The sequence below is a fragment of the Bacillus sp. B.PNR1 genome (assembly GCF_030386235.1).
GTDB classification, from domain to species: domain Bacteria; phylum Bacillota; class Bacilli; order Bacillales; family Bacillaceae; genus Bacillus; species Bacillus stercoris.
Genome location: NZ_JANYMN010000001.1, coordinates 2,100,836 through 2,120,681, shown reverse-complemented (window position 1 = coordinate 2,120,681; position 19,846 = coordinate 2,100,836). Strand labels below are relative to the sequence as shown.

Genomic DNA, 19,846 nt, shown 5'->3' with positions numbered 1-19,846 from the left:
ATGGATATATTAAAGAAAATTGAACAGTACAGAGAGGAAGAGCAGCGGCTGAAATGGGAAGGAACTTTCGCCGATTATTTGGAGATTATTAAAGAAAATCCGATGGTCGCGCAATCTGCTCATTCTCGAGTTTTTAATATGATAAAAGACAGCGGGATAGAGGAGATTGACGGACGCAAGAAGTACAGTTTTTTTGACCGTGAGCTGTTTGGGCTTGAAGAATCTCTGGAGCGTCTTGTGGAAGAGTATTTTCATCCGGCTGCCAAACGTCTAGATGTCAGAAAGCGGATTCTATTGTTGATGGGACCTGTGAGCGGCGGTAAATCCACGTTGGTCACGATGCTTAAAAAAGGTCTCGAAGCATACACGCTGACAGATAATGGCGCTGTATATGCGATTAAAGGCTGCCCAATGCACGAAGACCCTCTACATTTAATCCCCCACCATTTACGTGATGACTTTTACAGAGAATACGGTATTAGAATAGAGGGAAGTCTTTCTCCTTTAAATGTCATGAGGCTGGAGGAAGAGTACGGAGGAAGAATTGAGGATGTGAAGGTGGAGCGCATCTTCTTTTCAGAAGATAAACGTACGGGAATTGGAACATTCAGTCCATCTGACCCAAAATCTCAGGATATTGCCGATTTGACCGGGAGTATTGATTTCTCGACAATCGCCGAGTACGGTTCGGAATCAGATCCGCGCGCTTACCGGTTTGACGGAGAGCTGAACAAAGCGAACCGCGGGATGATGGAGTTTCAGGAGATGCTGAAATGTGATGAGAAATTTCTCTGGCATTTGCTTTCATTGACACAGGAAGGGAATTTTAAAGCGGGGCGGTTTGCGTTAATTTCTGCTGATGAGCTGATCGTGGCGCACACGAATGAAACGGAGTATCGCTCATTCATTTCTAATAAGAAGAATGAAGCCCTGCACTCGAGAATCATCGTGATGCCGGTTCCTTATAATTTAAAAGTGTCTGAGGAAGAGAGAATTTATGAAAAAATGATCGCAGAGAGCGATGTGTCGGATGTTCATATTGCCCCTCATACTTTGAAGGTCGCCGCGATGTTCTCAATCCTTACCCGGTTAAAAGAGCCAAAGCGGTCGGATATTGATCTGGTCAAGAAAATGAGACTGTATGATGGAGAAAGTGTGGAAGGATATAATTCCGTCGACGTTGAGGATATGAAAAAAGAATATAATGATGAAGGAATGAGCGGCATTGATCCGCGGTACGTGATCAACCGGATTTCTTCAACGATTATCAGAAAAAATATGGAGTCAATTAATTCTCTCGATGTCCTTCGTTCCTTAAAAGAAGGTCTTGATCAGCATCCATCAATTTCAAGCGAGGACAGGGAGCGGTATTTGAATTTTATTTCTGCCGCCCGCAAGGAATATGACGACATTGCGAAAAAGGAAGTCCAAAAAGCGTTTGTGTATTCGTATGAAGAATCAGCAAAAACACTTATGGACAATTACCTCGATAACGTAGAGGCTTATTGCAATAAAAATAAGCTTCGTGATCCTTTGACAGGAGAAGAAATGAACCCTGACGAAAAGCTAATGAGATCCATCGAGGAGCAGATCGGCATTTCGGAAAACGCCAAAAAAGCGTTCCGCGAAGAAATTTTAATCCGCATCTCGGCCTATGCGAGAAAAGGCAAGCGGTTTGATTACAATTCCCATGAAAGACTGCGTGAAGCAATTCAGAAAAAGCTGTTTGCTGATCTGAAGGATGTCGTTAAAATTACGACTTCAACAAAAACGCCGGATGAGCAGCAGCTGAAAAAGGTAAATGAAGTCGTGGCCCGTTTAATTGATGAGCACGGCTACAACTCGACGAGCGCCAATGAGCTGCTGAAATATGTCGGCAGCCTGCTGAACCGATAAGCAACGTGACCCGTCCGAATAGGGCGGGTTATTTTGTCCCATTTTCTAAATAGTTTGTCAATTAAACGTGCTTTTGTGCATATGATGAATATAAATCTTTTCAAAAGACTTGTTTCATAATCTGGCACAAGCCGGAATACGTATGTATCACGACCACAAATGGTTAAGGAGGGGAATTCATGTCCCAAAATGACAGCGGCCATTTTTTGATTTCTGAGGAAAACTGGTCCCTCCATCGCAAAGGCTTCGATGACCAGCAGCGTCACCAGAAAAAGGTGCAGGAAGCGATCAAAAACAATCTTCCGGACCTCGTAACTGAGGAAAGCATTATTATGTCTAATGGAAAAGATGTAGTGAAAATCCCAATCCGTTCACTTGATGAGTATAAAATCCGTTACAACTATGATAAGAATAAACATGTAGGGCAAGGAGACGGCGACAGCCAGGTTGGTGATGTTGTGGCCCGGGATGGATCAGACAAAAAACAAGGGCCAGGAAAAGGGCAGGGTGCCGGTGATCAGGCAGGCGAGGATTATTATGAAGCGGAAGTTTCATTAATGGATTTAGAAGAAGCGCTTTTTAAAGAATTAGAGCTTCCGAATCTCCAGCAAAAAGAGCGGGACAATATTATTCATACAGATATTGAGTTTAATGATATTCGTAAAACAGGGTTAACCGGTAACATTGATAAGAAAAGAACAATGATGTCAGCCTTTAAACGAAACGCAATGTCAGGAAAGCCGTCGTTCTATCCAATTTATCCGGAGGACCTGAAGTATAAGACGTGGAATGACATCACAAAGCCTGAATCAAAAGCTGTCGTTTTAGCAATGATGGATACAAGCGGCAGTATGGGGGTTTGGGAAAAATACATGGCCAGAAGCTTCTTTTTCTGGATGACCCGTTTTTTGCGGACGAAATACGAGACTGTGGAAATTGAATTTATTGCCCATCATACAGAAGCAAGAGTTGTCTCGGAGGAGGATTTTTTCTCAAAGGGAGAAAGCGGCGGAACCATCTGTTCTTCCGTATATCGGAAGTCGCTTGAGCTTATTGATGAAAAGTACAATCCCGCTCGCTATAACATTTACCCGTTTCATTTTTCTGACGGTGACAACCTGACATCTGACAACGCGCGCTGTGTGAAATTGGTTAATGATATTATGAAGAAGGCCAATCTATTCTGCTACGGCGAGGTCAATCAGTACAACAGGCATTCAACGTTAATGTCTGCATATAAAAATGTGAAAGATGATAAATTTAAGTACTATATTTTAAAACAGAAATCTGATGTTTTTCAGGCGCTGAAGAGCTTTTTCAGAAATGAAGAGTCTGGTGTAAGCCATCAATTTTCGTAATGAAAAGCCCATTTCAGGGCTTTTTTTTATTTAATAAAAGTAAGAAAACGCTTGCGGAAAAAATACGGGAGAAAAAGAAATTTTTCCTTTGACAAATCTTCTTTCATTTATTAATATTTTATCTTGTGAACTATTATTGAGGAATGAGGTGAAAAGGAGTTGACTGAATCAGAACGTGCTTTGCTCACTTTTGAACAGCTCTTCGATACGTCTCGGGCGATTTATAAAAAACAGAAGAAGATATTGGAGATTGTGCTTGAGCCTTTTGATATTACAGTCCTTCAATATTTGCTGATGTTTAAAATTCATCAAAGCGGAAGCACTCCGCTAAGCAAGCTGGCAATGTCGCTTGATCTTAAGCCTGCTTCTGTGACGCGGATGACAGATATTCTGTATAAGCGCCACTTGATGAATCGATATGACAGTCCGGATGACCGCCGTATCGTCATGATTCAGTTAACCGAAGAGGGGGAAGAACTGATAGAAAAAGCCGCTGTGCAATATGCAAAAATGGGTGCGGGCTTGTACCAAAAGCTTGATACCTCCCAGCTGCAGTATTTGCGCAAACTTGCCGGAAGCTTAACGAAGCTTGCTGAAGGCTGTTCAGAAAAAAGCGGTAATTAAAAACTTCTCACATATTTTCACCAGCTTTCCGCAAAATGATAGAGGATGAAACGAAAGGAGAAAACAAAATGAACAGAGGACGTTTAATTCTGACCAACATTATCGGTTTGATTGTTGTTCTTGCAATTATAGCTGGAGGTGCTTACTACTATTATCAAAGCACTAACTACGTAAAAACAGATGAAGCAAAAGTAGCCGGCGATATGGCTGCTATTACTGCTCCAGCAGCAGGTAAAGTATCTGACTGGGATCTGGACGAAGGAAAAACAGTGAAAAAAGGCGACACAGTTGCAAAAATCAAAGGTGAACAAACTGTTGACGTAAAATCCATTATGGATGGAACAATTGTGAAAAACGAAGTGAAAAACGGACAAACCGTACAAGCTGGTACAACAATTGCACAAACGATTGACATGGACAACCTATACATCACAGCAAATATTAAAGAAACAGATATTGCGGATATTGAAGTAGGAAATAGTGTAGACGTAGTAGTTGACGGAGACCCTGATACAACATTTGACGGTACTGTAGAAGAAATTGGATATGCGACTAACTCAACTTTTGATATGCTTCCTTCTACAAATTCAAGCGGAAACTACACAAAAGTAACACAAAAAATTCCAGTGAAAATTTCAATCAAAAACCCATCTGATAAGGTGCTTCCTGGTATGAATGCATCTGTTAAAATTTCTGAGTAAAACAGATCAGTCATCAAACCATGAAAGGAGGTTGTCTTAGATGGCTACAGGCAAAGAAAAAAATGCAAAAAGCCCTATGTCATTGCTGATTGTGCTAATGGCGGGTTTATTTTTGGCAATTCTCAACCAAACATTGCTTAACGTTGCAATGCCGCATTTAATGACTGAATTTGGCGTAAGTGCAACGACGATTCAGTGGCTGACAACAGGTTACATGCTTGTTAACGGCGTATTGATTCCGTTATCTGCCTTCCTGATTACACGGTTTGGCCAACGGAGTCTCTTTCTCGTCGCGATGTTCTGTTTTACGCTCGGTACGTTAGTCTGCGGTATCGCACCTAACTTCTCTACAATGCTGATCGGCCGTTTGATTCAGGCCGTGGGCGGAGGTATCTTGCAGCCGCTCGTTATGACAACCATTCTGTTAATTTTCCCGCCTGAAAGCAGGGGGAAAGGAATGGGGATTTTCGGGCTTGCGATGATGTTTGCTCCAGCGGTCGGCCCGACTCTTTCCGGGTGGATTATTGAGCATTATACATGGCGCATTATGTTTTACGGACTTGTGCCAATCGGCGCAATTGTTATCATTGTGGCTTTCTTCATCTTTAAAAATATGGTGGAGCCGCAAAAAATCAAACTCGATACTCTGGGAGCCATTCTCTCGATTGTCGGATTCGCCTCCTTATTATACGGAGTCAGTGAAGCCGGATCTGACGGCTGGACCGACCCGATTGTACTGTCTACAGTTATTATCGGCGTCATTGCAATTGTTGCTTTTGTTGTTCAGCAATTGCGCCATGATGATCCAATGCTTGATTTCAGAGTGTTTAAATATGACATTTTCTCACTTTCGAGTGTCATTAATATCATTATTACAGTGGCACTTTACACAGGTATGTTTCTTTTACCGATCTATCTGCAAAACCTGGTCGGCTTTACGGCACTTCAATCCGGTCTGCTTCTGCTTCCGGGTGCGATTGTCATGCTGATTATGTCACCGATCTCAGGTATTTTGTTCGATAAATTCGGACCGAGACCGCTTGCGATTATCGGGCTTCTTGTGACAGTGGTAACAACTTATCAATACACGCAATTGACAATTGATACACCATATACGCACATCATGCTGATCTATTCAATCCGTGCATTTGGTATGTCTCTCTTAATGATGCCAGTCATGACAGCCGGGATGAACCAGCTTCCTGCCCGTCTGAACAGCCACGGAACGGCGATGAGCAACACGCTTCGCCAAATCAGCGGATCAATCGGTACAAGTTTAATTACGACGATTTATACAAACCGGACGACATTCCATTATTCACAAATTGCAGATAAAACGAGCACGGCGGACCCGAACTTCCTCCATGCGTTCCAAAATGCAGTTTCGAATTTAATGGTGAATATGAATGTGTCTTATGATACAGCGAAAACGTATGTGTACTCACATATTTATAAACACGCGTCACTCGATTCCAATGTCATGGGGATAAATGATGCCTTTATGTGGGCAACCTTATTCTGTGTAGCAGGTTTGATTTTAAGTATCTTCCTGCGTGACGTCAGAAAAGATAAATTGCGTAAGAAGAAAAAAGAGGAGCTTTCATTACTTCCTGCTCCTAAAGAAGCTAAGGAATCTTAATCTGTACAGGGAGGTTTCCTGAATGAAAATTTATGTAGTGTATGATAGTGAAGGCGAACATACTAAAGTGCTTGCAGAAGCGATTGCTGACGGCGCGAGAGAAAACGACGCGGCTGAAGTGTTCATCGACCATGTAGATCAGGCGGATATCCGCAAGCTTAAAGATATGGATGCGATTATTTGGGGATGCCCTGGGCATTTCGGAACAATCAGCTCCGGTCTTAAAGCTTGGATCGACAGACTTGGCTACTTGTGGGCTGAAGGCGAACTGATTAACAAAGTCGGTGCTGTTTTCTGCACAACGGCAACAACACACGGCGGCTTGGAAATGACAATGCACAATTTAATCACGCCGATGTTCCACCAAGGAATGATCGTTGTCGGACTGCCTGGCAACGTGCCTGAAAACGCACTTTATGGCTCTTATTACGGAGCAGGTGTCACTTGTCCGGTAGACAGTGATGAGTTAATGTCTGAGGAAGGTATTCAGCTTGGACGCGCGTTGGGAAGACGTGTCAGCCAAGTTACAGGAAACCTAACAGCAGGACAGTAAGGAGAGGTTGAAATGGCCATTATTATAGCAATAATTGCTGCTGTCATTGTCATTGCGGCCCTTATTACATTTAACGTCCGCAACGCCTCACCTGGACCTGAGAAGCAAGAAGCAACTGATAGAATCGCACCTCCAGAAGAGGAAAAAAACGAAGCGCATTACCCTGCTGAAGCAAGGGCTGCCGAGCATACGCCATCCGTTGTCAAAAACGATTCTCCAAAAGAGAAGCGTGACACAATGGGTGATGATATTTACAGGCAGGCGCTGCAAAAGTTTAAGCATTCTGATGAAGTTCATGCAGAAGAAGAGGTCACTGAGGAAAGTGACAAAATGCAGGACCGCAGCTATCGTGATGCGCTGCTCTCTATGAAAAATAAGAAAAAGTAATGAAAAAGGCAAATCCGTTTACTCATGCGGGTTTGCCTTTTTTGCTGTTTCCACCAATTATGTTTTTGTCAAATAAATCCATGGAATATGTTGTATTCCATCTTGATCTAGTGTACTATGTTACTCATACACCGAGGATTTTTTCCGGGAGGTAAAGACATGAATTCTTTTTTAGGTTTATTAAAGAAAGATATCAAGCTTTCAAGAATGTGGCTGCTATTATGGATATGCGGAATCATTTTCTTATTGGGAACAGGCCATATTATAGCTTCTCGCACGAAAGAACCTCTAGTCATTTTTGGTTTTTTTGTTGCAGTTGCTTTTTTTCTGCTTTTCTTATCTCCTGTTTTTGTTTTTTATCACCTTCGCAAGGAAGGGAAATCACAGCTTTGGCTGTACAATCCAAATGGCGGCTTCTGGCTGTTTTCTTCTAAATTGGCAGCATCTTTGCTCTATCAATTTGTGATTCAGTTGGCATTAACAGCCTATGGGATATGGATGTATCATATGCTCTCTGTAAAAAATCTGCTGGAGCATCAAGTTGATATAACGAGTACAGTGGCTTTGCTGAATATGTATGGGCTTATTTCTTCGTTAGATATGTCAGTAACAGTCATCGTGTTTTGGACTGTTTTTCACGCTCTCAGGAATTGGCGCGGAATGCGATGGGCTGCGATGGTTCTGTTGGTCGCAGTGTGGTTATTCTTCGATGAATACATCATAAGCCCTTTGGTTGAATCTCAAAAGCATTTCTGGCCGGTAACAGTCTATTGCAATTTTGATTTCCACTTCCATAACGTTTGGAGATTGGAATTAAAACCTATCCATCTGTCTGTGCTAGGGTTTCCTATTACCTTAGTCATCACGTTCTTGCTGCTCATCATGGCTTCAAAACTGCTTGATCGTAAAGTAGAGGTGTAAATATGGATAATCAATTTCAATCCTCGAAACCGATTTATCTGCAGATCGCTGATCAGATCTTTTATAGGCTGGTCAGGAAGGAGCTGCTCCCAGGAGACAAGCTTCCTTCAGTAAGAGAAATGGCGATTCAAACTAAGGTAAATCCCAATACAATTCAAAGAACTTACAGTGAAATGGAAAGGCTGGGTATTGTGGAGACAAGAAGAGGTCAAGGGACGTTTATTGCGGAAAAAGCTGAAATCGTAGACGAGTTGAAAGAAAGGCTGACACGAGAAGTCCTGGAAGGCTTTGTCAAGCAAATGAAAGAGCTGGGGCTCACGAAAGAGGAAATGGTAGAGGGGATTAAAACATTCACAGAGGGAGGTTAAAATGGAAATCAAGCTAGAACACGTATCAAAAAAATACGGCCGCCATACGGCCGTCGATGATGTCTCATTTACCCTATCATCTGGACGGATTTATGGTCTGATCGGACCGAACGGCAGCGGCAAGTCAACGACCCTGAAAATGATGGCTGGCCTTTTGTTTCCGACTTCAGGGTTTGTAAAAGTAGATGGAAAACAAGCTACGAGAGATATGGTGCGTCAAACGGCTTATCTTACTGAGCTTGATATGTTTTATCCGGATTTCACTGTCAAAGATATGGTGAATTTTTATCAGTCGCAGTTTCCTGATTTTCAAACAGAACAAGCTTATAGACTATTGAATGAGATGCAGCTGGATCCGGAAAAAAAGATCAAAAAGCTATCAAAAGGAAATCGGGGCAGGCTGAAAATCGTTCTTGCTTTAGCGAGACAGGCAGACGTCATCTTGCTTGATGAACCTTTTTCGGGGCTTGATCCGATGGTGAGGGACTCCATCGTAAACAGCCTTGTGTCGTACATTGATTTTGAGCAGCAGATTGTCGTGATCGCGACACATGAAATTGATGAAATTGAGACGTTGTTAGACGAAGTCATCATACTCGCAAATGGAGAAAAAGTGGCGCAGCGCGAAGTAGAAGATATTCGTGAACAGGAAGGCATGTCTGTTTTGCAATGGTTTAAATCAAAAATGGAAGTTTGCTAGAAAGAGGAGGAATATGATGAAAACAGTGTTGGAATTGAGAAATGTGACAAAAAACATCAGAGGCCGAACGATCATTGATGATCTCAGTTTTACGATTCGTGAAGGTGAAGTATTCGGTTTTTTGGGACCAAACGGAGCTGGGAAAACGACAACCATCCGGATGATGGTAGGCTTAATGAAGCTGTCGAAAGGTGATGTCCTCATTTGCGGTCAATCCATTACGAAAGAATATGCCAAGGCGATTAAGCATATTGGAGCGATCGTAGAGAATCCAGAGCTGTATAAATTTTTAAGCGGATATAAAAATCTCCAGCAATACGCAAGGATGGTCAAGGGTGTTACGAAGGAAAAAATTGATGAAGTTGTTGAGCTGGTTGGTTTAACAGACAGAATCCACGACAAGGTGAAAACATATTCTCTAGGAATGAGACAGCGTCTTGGCTTGGCACAATGCCTTCTGCATGATCCGAAAGTGCTGATCTTGGATGAACCGACAAATGGACTTGATCCGGCGGGAATCAGGGAAATCAGAGATCATTTAAAGAAGCTGACCCGAGAAAGAGGAATGGCTGTCATCGTTTCAAGCCACCTGCTGTCAGAGATGGAACTGATGTGTGATCGCATTGCGATTCTGCAAAAAGGAAAGCTGATCGATATTCAAAATGTAAAAGATGAAAACATTGATGAGAACGATACATATTTCTTCCAGGTTGAGCAGCCGAACGAAGCAGCTTCCGTGCTAAAACAGTACGATTTAGTGAGTAAGACAAATGGTGTAGAACTCAAACTGGCTAAAGACGAAGTCCCTGCGGTTATTGAATTGCTGGTGATGCAGCAAATCCGCATTTACGAGGTCAAGATTATAACAAAATCATTAGAGGACCGTTTCTTAGAAATGACAGGTGAAACAAAAGAGGAGGTTCAGCATGCTTAATTTGATTTATAATGAGTGGATCAAAATTTTCAGCCGTGCCGGAACATGGGTGATGATCGGAATTCTGGGGCTAACAATGGTTGGATTTGCATTTTTGGCGAATCATTTTTCTGCCGGTGAAGCAAATTCTCATTGGAAACAAGAACTTCAAGCACAAAACGCCGAATTAAAGAAAGAAATCAAAGACGATCCTTCACTGAAAGATGGATATAAAGAAATAATCACACTCAACAACTATCGCATTGAACATAACATCCCAAATGACACGGGCTATACGGTATGGTCTTATGTAACGGATTCAGCAGGTTTTACCATCCTTACCGGACTGTTTACCATTATTATCGCAGCCGGAATTGTCGCGAACGAATTTAATTGGGGAACCATTAAGCTGTTAATGATCCGCCCGCTCAGCCGTTTTCAAATTTTGATGTCAAAATATATTACAGTTCTCCTGTTTGGGTTCCTATTGCTGTTGATTTTATTTATCGGTTCTACTTTGTTAGGGTTGATTTTCTTCGGGACGGGTGGTGAAACCGCTGCGAATATTCATTTAATCTATAAGGATGGCCATGTTATTGAGCAAAACATGATGAGTCATTTGGCCACAACGTATCTTTCTGAATCCGTCTCGGCCTTAATGGTGGCGACGATGGCGTTTATGCTGTCTGCAGTATTCAGAAACAGCTCTCTTGCAGTAGGGTTTTCCATCTTTTTATTGGTTGCCGGTACGACAGCCACTGCCTTTATTGCAGCGAAATTTGACTGGGCAAAGTATATATTGTTTGCTAATGTCGATTTAACTCAGTATGTGGATGGCACACCGTTAATAGAAGGGATGACTATGACGTTTTCTATCGTCATGCTTGCGATTTACTTTATCATTTTCCTGCTGCTTGCTTTTGGAATCTTCATGAAACGGGATATTGCAAACTAATGAAAAAGCTGTTTTGCATAAGCAAAACAGCTTTTTTGTCCAAAATAAAAACTGCAGGTGCAAACCTGCAGTTTTTCATATCAATTTATGCTTACGCTTCTTTAGTAACGTTAGCAGCTTGTGGTCCGCGGTTTCCTTCAACGATTTCAAAAGAAACAGCTTGGCCTTCTTCTAAAGTTTTGAAGCCTTCGCCTTGAATAGCAGAGAAATGAACGAATACATCGTCTTGACCTTCTACTTCGATGAATCCGAAACCTTTTTCAGAGTTGAACCATTTTACTTTACCTTCTAACATGAAATTTCCTCCTAAAGCGATCATAACGCTTAAATTCACTATTCTTGCTCTTAACAAACTTTCAAGACGAAAACTCTTACAAAACTTTCTTCTTAAAGATAGTTCGAACAAAAATAATTACCTTTACTCTACCAGTAATCTTCAGAAAAAACAACTGCTTATTGAAAATTTTTTGGGAAAATACCATATTTATTTTTCAATTTGATATTTATTTACGGAAATTCATCTGCTTTCTCGATATGTGATCATACGTTTGCCTTCGTATGCCTTCATTTTGGGAAGATAATGTCATAGGAATTGACAACCTGATTGGATATGAGTAAGGTAAAAGTTAATCAATATTACAAATGACAACGTTTATCAACTAAGAGAGCGTATGATTTTTTTGTCTGATATTGCTTGCATGCTCTAATACATAGATAGGAGTATGGTCACAATGAAAAAGTGGCTTATATGCAGTTTCGTCCTTGTTCTTTTCGTTTCATTTACTGCATGCTCACCGTCTGCAGAACATGAATCGATAAAAATCGGGATTGCTGAGTCTGACGGGGCAATATGGAACTATATTGCTCAAAAGGCTGAAGAGGCAGGGCTGGATATTCAGCTGATCCCTTTTTCTGATTATGCGGAGTCTGATATCGCACTTGCTAACAAAGAAATTGATGCCAACGCCTTTCAAACCATTTCATATTTTCAATCGTTCACTCAAAAACACAAACTTAAGCTTGCACCGCTCGGTACGACATACATAACGCCTATGGGCATTTATTCAAAACAATATGACAGAATCCAAGATATACCGCGGGGAGCTGTTGTTTCTGTTCCCGATAAAGCGTTCGATTTTGGCAGGGCGCTTACTGTGCTTCAGGAGGCGGGATTGCTAACGTTGAAAAACGGATTTAACGGTACAGGTTCAGTTGATATGATTAAAGATAATCCGAGACACCTGAAATTGAAAGCTGTCCGGCAACAGGATGCAGTGAGCGGTGGGGATGTGTTTGTCATGAAACCATCTGAAGCAAAAAAAGCGGGCCTGAACCCGAAAAAGCATACCATAAAGAGCGGCAGTCTCATGTCGGGGGAAGAGATGAATTTGATTGTTGTCAGAGCGGAGGATCAAGATCGGGAAGCGCTGCAAACCATTCTTGAGCTTTATCAAGCTGATGATACAGCGGCATTTATAGAAAAAGAATATCAGGGAGATCTTGTCCCGGCTTTTCTGCCTTTGAAACGTCTTTCAGATTGGAAGAATGAATTCGAACATTGAATTCATTCTTCCAATCTGAAAAACACACTTTGTTCCGTCCCGTCTCTTTCGCTTTGTAAAGCATTTGATCGGCAAGAATGGGCAAGGATCTTGGCCGTTCCGTATTATTGGGGTAATGAGCGGCCCCCAGTGATATCGTAACTGAAAGCTTTTCGCCGTTTTTTAATATAATCGGTTCATGACTGACAGCGCTCCTGATCCGTTCTGCGATTTGGGCTGCTTTATCTAGAGAACAGTTCGGCAGAAGCACGGCAAATTCTTCACCACCGATCCTAGCGGCTGGATCACTATTTCGGATGCTCTGCTTCAGACGTAAGCCCAGCTCTTTGAGCACCTGATCTCCTTCATGATGGCCATATTGGTCGTTGATGGTTTTAAAATGATCGATATCCATATAAATCAGTGCAAATTGAAAATGCGGGGTATCGGCCGCCTGTCGATACAGAGCTTTTGTGATTTCTTCAAACTTTCTTCGGTTATACACGCCTGTTAAAAAGTCAAAGTGCGCTTGAAACTTATATTGTTTATAAAGAAGATGTGCATTTGTTTCATGATCAATAATATATAAACTGAGCATACCGCCCGCTATTGAGATGATCCAAAAATATAAATGAAGTTCATATGAATGTAAGTCTATAAGAAAATAAAAGGCAAAGGAGATCAAGCTATTTGTGATTATTATAAGATAGAAAGCATGTTTTAGTTGAACTTTTTTTCTTCTAGAAACAATGAGTGACGGGATGGCAGCGATACAAATGATAATAACCGAGTAAAGTGCAGATGTGTTCATTGTGATCAGCATGCGGCCAGCAGCGATCATAGCCAGGGCCGTTGCCGTTGAAACCCAGCCTCCATAAAGAGCGGCAATCATAATAGGGATATTTCGAAGATCAATAATTGAATGCTGATAGGTAAATCCAAACACCATCAGAATAACCCCGAGCAAACCGCAGGCCAGTCCTTTAACAGCTTGAAAGGATATGCTGTCTTTTTTATGTACTAACCTTTCTTTAAACAGGTGGGTGAAGAGATAATTAAATGTGATTAAAATCGTCAAGTTTACAAACAGTTCTTTCAGCAAATATTATCACCCTTATATAAGGTACTAAAGATGGAAGGGAAAGAAAAGAAAAAAAAGGCATTATATAAGGTTTTTTTGCTTGAATTGATAAGTTAAAATAATTCGCACTTGACCCATCGGAATTAGTGTAATATAGTAAATGAGAAAATTTGAAGGGAGAGTTTACCTGCTTTGGAGACTTTACTAGTTGTATTACATGTATTTATTTTATTTTTACTTATCTTAGGGCTCTTTGTTATGCAGAAAAAACATGTTTCCTTCTCTAAACGTGTATTTACTGCGCTGGGACTGGGGATTGTATTTGGATTTGCGCTTCAGCTGATTTACGGCCCGACTTCAAATATAGTTATTCAAACAGCTGACTGGTTTAATATTGCCGGGGGCGGATATGTCAAATTGCTTCAAATGGTTGTCATGCCTCTTGTCTTTATTTCGATTCTCGGTGCATTTACAAAGCTGAAACTGACAAAAAATCTCGGGAAAATCAGCGGTTTGATTATCGGGATTTTAGTAGCAACAACAGCTGTTGCAGCAGCTGTCGGTATCGTGTCCGCACTTTCATTTGATTTGCAGGCGATTCAGGTTGACCAAGGAAGTACAGAGCTTTCACGGGGGCAGGAGCTTCAGCAGAAATCAGAGGATATGACAGCGAAAACGCTGCCGCAGCAGATTGTTGAACTGCTGCCTGGAAACCCGTTTTTAGATTTTACGGGAGCTAGACCGACTTCAACGATCGCTGTCGTTATTTTTGCCGCTTTCCTTGGAGTGGCATTCCTCGGCGTAAAAAACAAACAGCCGGAACAGGCAGAAACATTTAAAAAACTGGTTGATGCCGTTTATGCCATTGTCATGCGTGTTGTCACGCTCATTTTGAGACTGACGCCTTATGGGGTGCTGGCTATCATGACAAAAACGATTGCAACGAGTGATCTTGACAGCATTCTAAAACTGGGCATGTTCGTGATTGCTTCATATGCCGCGTTAATCACTATGTTTATCATTCATTTGCTGCTGCTGACGTTCAGCGGCTTGAATCCTGTGATTTATTTGAAAAAAGCGCTGCCTGTACTTGTATTTGCATTTACGTCAAGGTCAAGCGCAGGTGCTTTGCCACTGAATATTAAAACACAGAGAAGCATGGGTGTGCCCGAAGGGATTGCAAACTTTGCCGGTTCGTTCGGCCTTTCGATAGGCCAAAATGGATGTGCGGGCATTTATCCTGCAATGCTGGCGATGATGATTGCCCCGACTGTCGGCCAAAATCCATTCGACCCGGTGTTTATTATCACTGTTATCGCAGTCGTTGCCATCAGCTCCTTCGGTGTTGCCGGAGTCGGCGGCGGAGCGACTTTCGCAGCGCTTCTTGTATTATCATCATTAAACATGCCTGTAGCGCTCGCCGGTTTATTAATCTCAATTGAACCGTTAATTGATATGGGGCGTACTGCTTTGAATGTCAGCGGAAGTATGACATCCGGCCTTATTACAAGTAAGGTCACGAAGGAAATTGATCGAGGTACATTTCATGATCAATCCAGAGTGATTGAAGCTGAAGAAGCGTAACATATGAAAAACGTGTAATCGTCAGGGATTACACATTAATAAGACCCATGAACCTTGCAATATAAAGGTTTCATGGGTTTCTTTTTTTGTTTTTTTGGGAAGATCAAGCCGGCATTACTGATCAATGGATTGATCTAATTGAAATGAAAATTATATTCATGGTATCTTGAAGACGCTAACTTATCTGAGGCACACACACATAATAGATTCCTTCTTAGAAGGTGAGTTGGCTAATAATCTAATTCAATCGTGCCTGAACATAAAAAGGCGATTAAAGACATCCTTTGTTATAATTATTAGGGAACGTTGGATAAAAGTTATAGATGTAAAGTGATTTTTGAATATCATTTTACACCTGTCAATAAGCGAAATACATGTGTAGCAACGCAAGTATATATATGCTTTGATTTCTAAATTTCGCAAACGAATAAAAGAAAAGCGCTCGCCTGTGGTAGATGCATTCCCTTCAATTCCTTCATTGAATTAAAAAAGTTCATAATGAACCTCTTCGCATTATTTTTCCATTAACATTGAATACTTTCGATACACTTTATAGAAACTGGCGGCAAAGAAAACAACCATAAGGGCGGGAAGCGACCTCAAAAGAACAAATGGGGTTTCAAATAAAAATGCTTTCCAAAACCATTCACCTTTCATACTCCAAAGACCTTCAGTTAAATATAAACCTGAGTCCTTATAGATCATATAAGAAAAAAACAAACACATGAAACCTAAACCAGAAGAATAATTCATCAATCTTTTATAATAATTACTCTTTGATTGGCGATCCGAGAAGATTTCATTTTGACCATCATTTTCTTTTTGCCAATATCGAATTCCACTAAGCCAGGGGCCATTTATATAAATCCAACCGAAGTCTTCATATATCCCTTTGTAATCTTTGAGCTTTTTCTTTGGTAAAATATCTTGGTAATCCAGTCGGATCACATATCTCTTGTCGGTTTTTTCAAAAGTGTATATTCCTAATCCACTAATATTTGTACACCGATAGCCTTTTTGTAATTGCTCGTTCAGCCATTGTTCCTCTTTTTCAATATCAAAAAACATCTTAAATTTCTTCATTCGATTCACTTCCTTCGTACAAGGATAAAATATGCAATAACCTGTTTTGTTCCATTTTTAAAATGGCGCTTCCTTCTTCAGTTATCATGTAAACTTTTCTCCGGCCTGACTCTCCAACAGGTTCAATCCAACCATGCTTATTCAAGTTTTCAATCGCACCGTATAATGTACCCGCTGCTAAAATAACAGTACCGTTACTTATCTTTTCTATCTTCTGCATTACGGCATAGCCATGGAGCGGCTCACGCAGAGCTAATAAAATATAATGCATGGTTTCAGACAACGGTAATAATTTGTGTTTCATATCCGCACCCTCTATTCAGTTTGACTATATAGTTCAACTTAATAATAATGTAATACAGTTCAACTGAATAGTCAACAGCATTTTCCAACGTTCGAGTAAATTCTAAATGTTGAGTTTTGAAGCAAGAAACAAAATGAATAGTGTTCTGTCCTTTTCAGCCTTTTGATTAATAATGAATCGATAAAGATTGCTTCGGATAGAGCGGCAGCATAAACAAAAAATCCTTCAAACGTTCTAATTGAACGAAAGAAGGATTTTTTTAGCTCGCCAATTGTACTCCAAAATAGGCGAAAAAATATAGAAAACAAGAAGTTTAAAAGAAAAAAACACCTAGAGGCCAATGTTGAGCCAGGTTACACGTTTTTTAACGGCCGGGTTCTAAGTCCTCCAGCATTTCCATCATCGTGTTGTCGTCCATGACATTCATTGCGCTTTGCTCAAAATGAATGGGTTCAGCATAATGAGGTTGTCTTTTTTTCGGGGCTGTTTCAGTTTGCCTCGATTGTGTCTGTGTATGCTGATGCTGTGTTTGCTGTTGTCCGGCATTCTGGTGCTGACGGCCGTTTTGCCGCTGGCTTTGATGTTGTGAACGGTCATGGTTATCACCGCTACCGCCGCCTAATGCTTGTTTGACCATGTTTCCTACATTAGAAGCATCAAATGTGTTATTTCCTGAATGTCGTCTGTTCATTTGTCCTGTGATAAACCCGCTGATTCTTTGGCGGATCTGAGGTGATAATGCAGCAATAAGCATAGTTGATCCGATGATCAATGCTGCGGGGCTGATTCCTCTTCGCTGGTTGAACAACATGATCCCTCCTTTGCAATGTATTCATATTTTCCCCCTCATTAGACAAATTAACCGTTATATTTCCCGGGAAAGCATTTCCTTCAGATTTTCATGCATAATTAAAGCCAGTTAGAAAAACCTATAAGTAAAGTGATAAAGGAGGAATTCACATGCTTGGAAAAAAACAAGTCCTTGCGTCTGTGCTTCTTATCCCTTTGCTTATGACTGGCTGCAGTATGGCCGACCAAGGTGAGGGCAGACGTGACAATAATGATGTAAGAAATGTAAATTATCGAAATCCGGCCAATGACGATATGCGCAATGTGAACAACCGGGATAACGTTGACAACAATGTTACTGATAATGTCAATAACAATAACAATCGTGTAAATGACGATAATAACAACGACCGGAAACTCGAGGTTGCTGATGAAGCAGCTGATAAAGTAACAGATCTAAAAGAAGTAAAGCATGCCGATGTCATTGTTGCTGGAAATCAAGCTTACGTTGCAGTCGTTTTAACCAATGGAAATAAAGGTGCAGTAGAAAACAATCTGAAGAAAAAAATAGCCAAAAAGGTAAGATCTACTGACAAAAACATTGATAATGTTTACGTTTCAGCTAACCCTGATTTTGTAGAGCGTATGCAAGGATATGGAAAGCGTATTCAAAATGGTGATCCAATCGCCGGGTTATTTGATGAATTTACACAAACTGTACAGCGCGTATTCCCTAACGCTGAATAAATGAAAAAAGCCGCACAAATTGTGCGGCTTTTTCTATGCGTTGATGACACACTGTGAACTCAGGCTGCATAGAGTAAAAATAAAAAGGTACAAGACGGACCGGCTCAGGGAGGGAGACGTTTGCGGGGTGGCATAGGAAAGCGTGCGGCATCCGCTCTATTCCTGTGCGGAGTCCTTGTGATGCTGGCTGTAAGCTCAGCCATCGTATCAAGCACGATGTATATCCTGTCTTTTCCAGGGCAGGCATCTGGAATCACAAAAGAACAAGTGACGAAGCACATGAAGAAAGAGTCATTTAAACAGGCCGATATTTATTACACTTCTAAGGAAAAGTCCTTACTGCCATTGACGAAAGAAACGCTTGAATATGCGGTCAGTATTAATCAATTTATGATTGGATATTCGAATCAAAAGCCTATTGATATTATTTTTTTTTCTAATGAAAAACAGATGGAGGATTACTCCGGTTTATTGGATGTCGTTGGTTTTTATTCTGAGCGGGAGCAGCTGATCGGATTGTTGCCTGAAGAGAAAAAGAAACTTTTAGAAGGGGACGAGGTAGCGGTTTATTTGTACCAGAGATTGTTGATTCATGAATACACACATCATGCGTTTCACCAGAAACTGAAGGAGCTTGAGGCGGACCCCGATGAGTTTCCGTTATGGTTTCATGAAGGGTTAAGCGAGTGGATTGCGAACTATGAATTGCTTATCGATCCGATCACGTTTTCTGTTGTCCCTTTTGACCGTTTGCAGTCAGACCGAGACTGGCAGGAAGCCAGAGCCGAATATGAAACTGATGTCTATTTGCAAAGCTTTTATATGATCGATGAGCTGACGGGTAAATACGGGAAAGACATTATATCTGAACTGATAAAGGAAACGGCAAAAAAAGGGGACTTTAAAAAAGGGTTTAAATCAGCAACAAAGGAAAGTCTTGATCAATTTGAAAAAGACTTTAAGAAAAAATTTGAAAAAAGTGAGGCATTGGATAGTAACTATCCAATGCCTTTGTATTAATGAAGCCCTTGCTGGCCCATACCGCCTTGTGTCGGAGGCATTTGTCCTTGTGCAGGGGCGAATGAATTTCTCAGCTGTTCCATATCCTGCGCATCAAGCTGAGGAACTTGGTAATAGCCGTGTTTGTTTTGATATAGGAAAATTTCAAATGCCATTTCAACATACTCCTGAATTTGCGCAGACAGTACGCGTCTTACGGCCGGATTTGTCATTTCCAGAGAAGCCATCGTCAGCATAGAAGCTTGTGCTTTAATCGCGCAAAGCATTTGTCTGCTGATGATGCTGTCATCAATATCATTCATGGATTGAACAGGCTTTTTAGGCTGTGACGCCTGCATGCCATAAACAGTCTGGTTGTCTTCCTTCATCATATAAGTTGCTGTTTTTTGTGAAGGTTCGCTTCCTGTTTTGAAACATTCTGCAGTTATATTGTATTGAGAAGAAATGAATTGATATTGACGATCAAGGATATTTAATAATTCTTGATCCTTACAGAATTGTTTCAGCATCATAAACTGATCAAGCACAGTAAGTGTTCCGGACAGCACCTCGTGCATATCAAACATTTCATGTCCGCCGTGGTTTTTATGCGGTTTTCCAGGAATACCTTTGTTCATTTGGGATTGCTGCTGCTGATTTAACTGATCCAAACCGAATTCCTCCTTGTTTTTCAGATCAGCTG

The 19,846-nt window shown here is 41.1% G+C and carries 21 protein-coding genes and 2 pseudogenes; 17 read left to right on the top strand and 6 right to left on the bottom strand.

The genetic code is table 11. The features are described from left to right. The 13 genes from prkA (at window position 1) to NZD81_RS11060 (ending at window position 11,015) form a co-directional block, all read left to right on the top strand. The gene (gene prkA, locus NZD81_RS11120; protein ID WP_003224051.1) at window positions 1-1,896 is read left to right on the top strand and encodes a serine/threonine protein kinase PrkA; all 1,896 of its coding nucleotides are present in this window, start codon (window positions 1-3) and stop codon (window positions 1,894-1,896) included. Between the two features lie 179 nt (window positions 1,897-2,075). Beyond that, complete coding sequence (yhbH, locus tag NZD81_RS11115; RefSeq protein ID WP_014663305.1) at window positions 2,076-3,254, top strand: sporulation protein YhbH; 1,179 nt, start codon at window positions 2,076-2,078, stop codon at window positions 3,252-3,254. 159 nt (window positions 3,255-3,413) lie between these two features. Next, entirely contained in the window at window positions 3,414-3,878 is a 465-nt protein-coding gene (locus NZD81_RS11110; protein WP_040083640.1) for a MarR family transcriptional regulator, read from the top strand. A gap of 35 nt (window positions 3,879-3,913) precedes the next feature. Then, a complete protein-coding gene (locus NZD81_RS11105; protein WP_014476241.1) occupies window positions 3,914-4,579 on the top strand; it encodes a biotin/lipoyl-containing protein in 666 nt (221 codons plus the stop codon). A 40-nt stretch (window positions 4,580-4,619) separates the two neighbouring features. Beyond that, on the top strand, window positions 4,620-6,218 hold the full coding sequence (locus tag NZD81_RS11100; protein WP_014663306.1) for an MFS transporter: 1,599 nt from the start codon (window positions 4,620-4,622) through the stop codon (window positions 6,216-6,218). A gap of 22 nt (window positions 6,219-6,240) precedes the next feature. Beyond that, the gene (locus NZD81_RS11095; protein WP_014663307.1) at window positions 6,241-6,771 is read left to right on the top strand and encodes an NAD(P)H-dependent oxidoreductase; all 531 of its coding nucleotides are present in this window, start codon (window positions 6,241-6,243) and stop codon (window positions 6,769-6,771) included. Window positions 6,772-6,783: 12 nt separating this feature from the next. Further along, window positions 6,784-7,158, top strand: a complete 375-nt coding sequence (locus NZD81_RS11090) for a hypothetical protein (RefSeq protein WP_003233427.1) — start codon at window positions 6,784-6,786, stop codon at window positions 7,156-7,158. Next, the gene (locus NZD81_RS11085) at window positions 7,158-7,313 is read left to right on the top strand and encodes a hypothetical protein (protein ID WP_282374109.1); all 156 of its coding nucleotides are present in this window, start codon (window positions 7,158-7,160) and stop codon (window positions 7,311-7,313) included. The genes NZD81_RS11090 and NZD81_RS11085 overlap by 1 nt, the downstream gene beginning before the upstream one ends. 4 nt (window positions 7,314-7,317) lie before the next feature. Next, on the top strand, window positions 7,318-8,079 hold the full coding sequence (locus NZD81_RS11080) for a hypothetical protein (protein ID WP_147771679.1): 762 nt from the start codon (window positions 7,318-7,320) through the stop codon (window positions 8,077-8,079). Between the two features lie 2 nt (window positions 8,080-8,081). After that, complete coding sequence (locus NZD81_RS11075) at window positions 8,082-8,447, top strand: GntR family transcriptional regulator (protein ID WP_014663310.1); 366 nt, start codon at window positions 8,082-8,084, stop codon at window positions 8,445-8,447. A 1-nt stretch (window position 8,448) separates the two neighbouring features. Next, window positions 8,449-9,147 carry an ABC transporter ATP-binding protein gene (locus tag NZD81_RS11070; RefSeq protein ID WP_134975657.1) on the top strand — a complete coding sequence of 233 codons (699 nt, stop codon included), beginning with the start codon at window positions 8,449-8,451 and terminating at the stop codon, window positions 9,145-9,147. 16 nt (window positions 9,148-9,163) lie between these two features. Then, a complete protein-coding gene (locus tag NZD81_RS11065; RefSeq protein ID WP_014663312.1) occupies window positions 9,164-10,081 on the top strand; it encodes an ABC transporter ATP-binding protein in 918 nt (305 codons plus the stop codon). Then, entirely contained in the window at window positions 10,074-11,015 is a 942-nt protein-coding gene (locus NZD81_RS11060; RefSeq protein WP_014663313.1) for an ABC transporter permease, read from the top strand. Before NZD81_RS11065 ends, NZD81_RS11060 begins: the two co-directional genes overlap by 8 nt. 91 nt (window positions 11,016-11,106) lie before the next feature. Here NZD81_RS11060 and cspB read toward each other — a convergent pair whose 3' ends face one another. Then, window positions 11,107-11,310: a cold shock-like protein CspB gene (gene cspB, locus NZD81_RS11055; RefSeq protein ID WP_003224086.1), complete on the bottom strand. Its 204-nt coding sequence runs from the start codon at window positions 11,308-11,310 to the stop codon at window positions 11,107-11,109. Window positions 11,311-11,746: 436 nt separating this feature from the next. On the opposite strand from cspB, the gene NZD81_RS11050 reads away from it, so the two are divergent. Next, a complete protein-coding gene (locus NZD81_RS11050; RefSeq protein WP_014663315.1) occupies window positions 11,747-12,577 on the top strand; it encodes a MetQ/NlpA family ABC transporter substrate-binding protein in 831 nt (276 codons plus the stop codon). Between the two features lie 7 nt (window positions 12,578-12,584). Here the strand turns inward: NZD81_RS11050 and NZD81_RS11045 are convergent. After that, window positions 12,585-13,658, bottom strand: a pseudogene (locus NZD81_RS11045) (GGDEF domain-containing protein); the annotation flags it as partial. A gap of 171 nt (window positions 13,659-13,829) precedes the next feature. Between NZD81_RS11045 and tcyP the strand changes: the two are divergent. Further along, window positions 13,830-15,221, top strand: coding sequence for an L-cystine transporter TcyP (gene tcyP / locus NZD81_RS11040; RefSeq protein ID WP_040083629.1), 1,392 nt, complete (start codon window positions 13,830-13,832; stop codon window positions 15,219-15,221). 513 nt (window positions 15,222-15,734) lie between these two features. Here the strand turns inward: tcyP and NZD81_RS11030 are convergent. The 3 genes from NZD81_RS11030 to NZD81_RS11020 form a co-directional block, all read right to left on the bottom strand. Next, a complete protein-coding gene (locus NZD81_RS11030; RefSeq protein ID WP_282374111.1) occupies window positions 15,735-16,304 on the bottom strand; it encodes a DUF2812 domain-containing protein in 570 nt (189 codons plus the stop codon). Then, window positions 16,291-16,608, bottom strand: coding sequence for a PadR family transcriptional regulator (locus NZD81_RS11025; RefSeq protein ID WP_014663320.1), 318 nt, complete (start codon window positions 16,606-16,608; stop codon window positions 16,291-16,293). The genes NZD81_RS11030 and NZD81_RS11025 overlap by 14 nt, the downstream gene beginning before the upstream one ends. Window positions 16,609-16,972: 364 nt before the next feature. Next, entirely contained in the window at window positions 16,973-17,419 is a 447-nt protein-coding gene (locus NZD81_RS11020; RefSeq protein WP_014663321.1) for a hypothetical protein, read from the bottom strand. A gap of 149 nt (window positions 17,420-17,568) precedes the next feature. Here NZD81_RS11020 and NZD81_RS11015 point away from each other — a divergent pair, with 149 nt between their 5' ends. Together NZD81_RS11015 and NZD81_RS11010 are read left to right on the top strand one after the other, a co-directional pair. Then, window positions 17,569-18,144, top strand: a complete 576-nt coding sequence (locus NZD81_RS11015) for a YhcN/YlaJ family sporulation lipoprotein (RefSeq protein WP_014663322.1) — start codon at window positions 17,569-17,571, stop codon at window positions 18,142-18,144. 120 nt (window positions 18,145-18,264) lie between these two features. Next, window positions 18,265-19,229 (top strand): annotated as a pseudogene (locus NZD81_RS11010) (gluzincin family metallopeptidase). Here NZD81_RS11010 and NZD81_RS11005 read toward each other — a convergent pair. Further along, window positions 19,161-19,814, bottom strand: coding sequence for a spore coat protein (locus tag NZD81_RS11005; RefSeq protein WP_282374112.1), 654 nt, complete (start codon window positions 19,812-19,814; stop codon window positions 19,161-19,163). The pseudogene NZD81_RS11010 and the gene NZD81_RS11005 overlap by 69 nt on opposite strands. Window positions 19,815-19,846 lie beyond the last annotated feature (32 nt).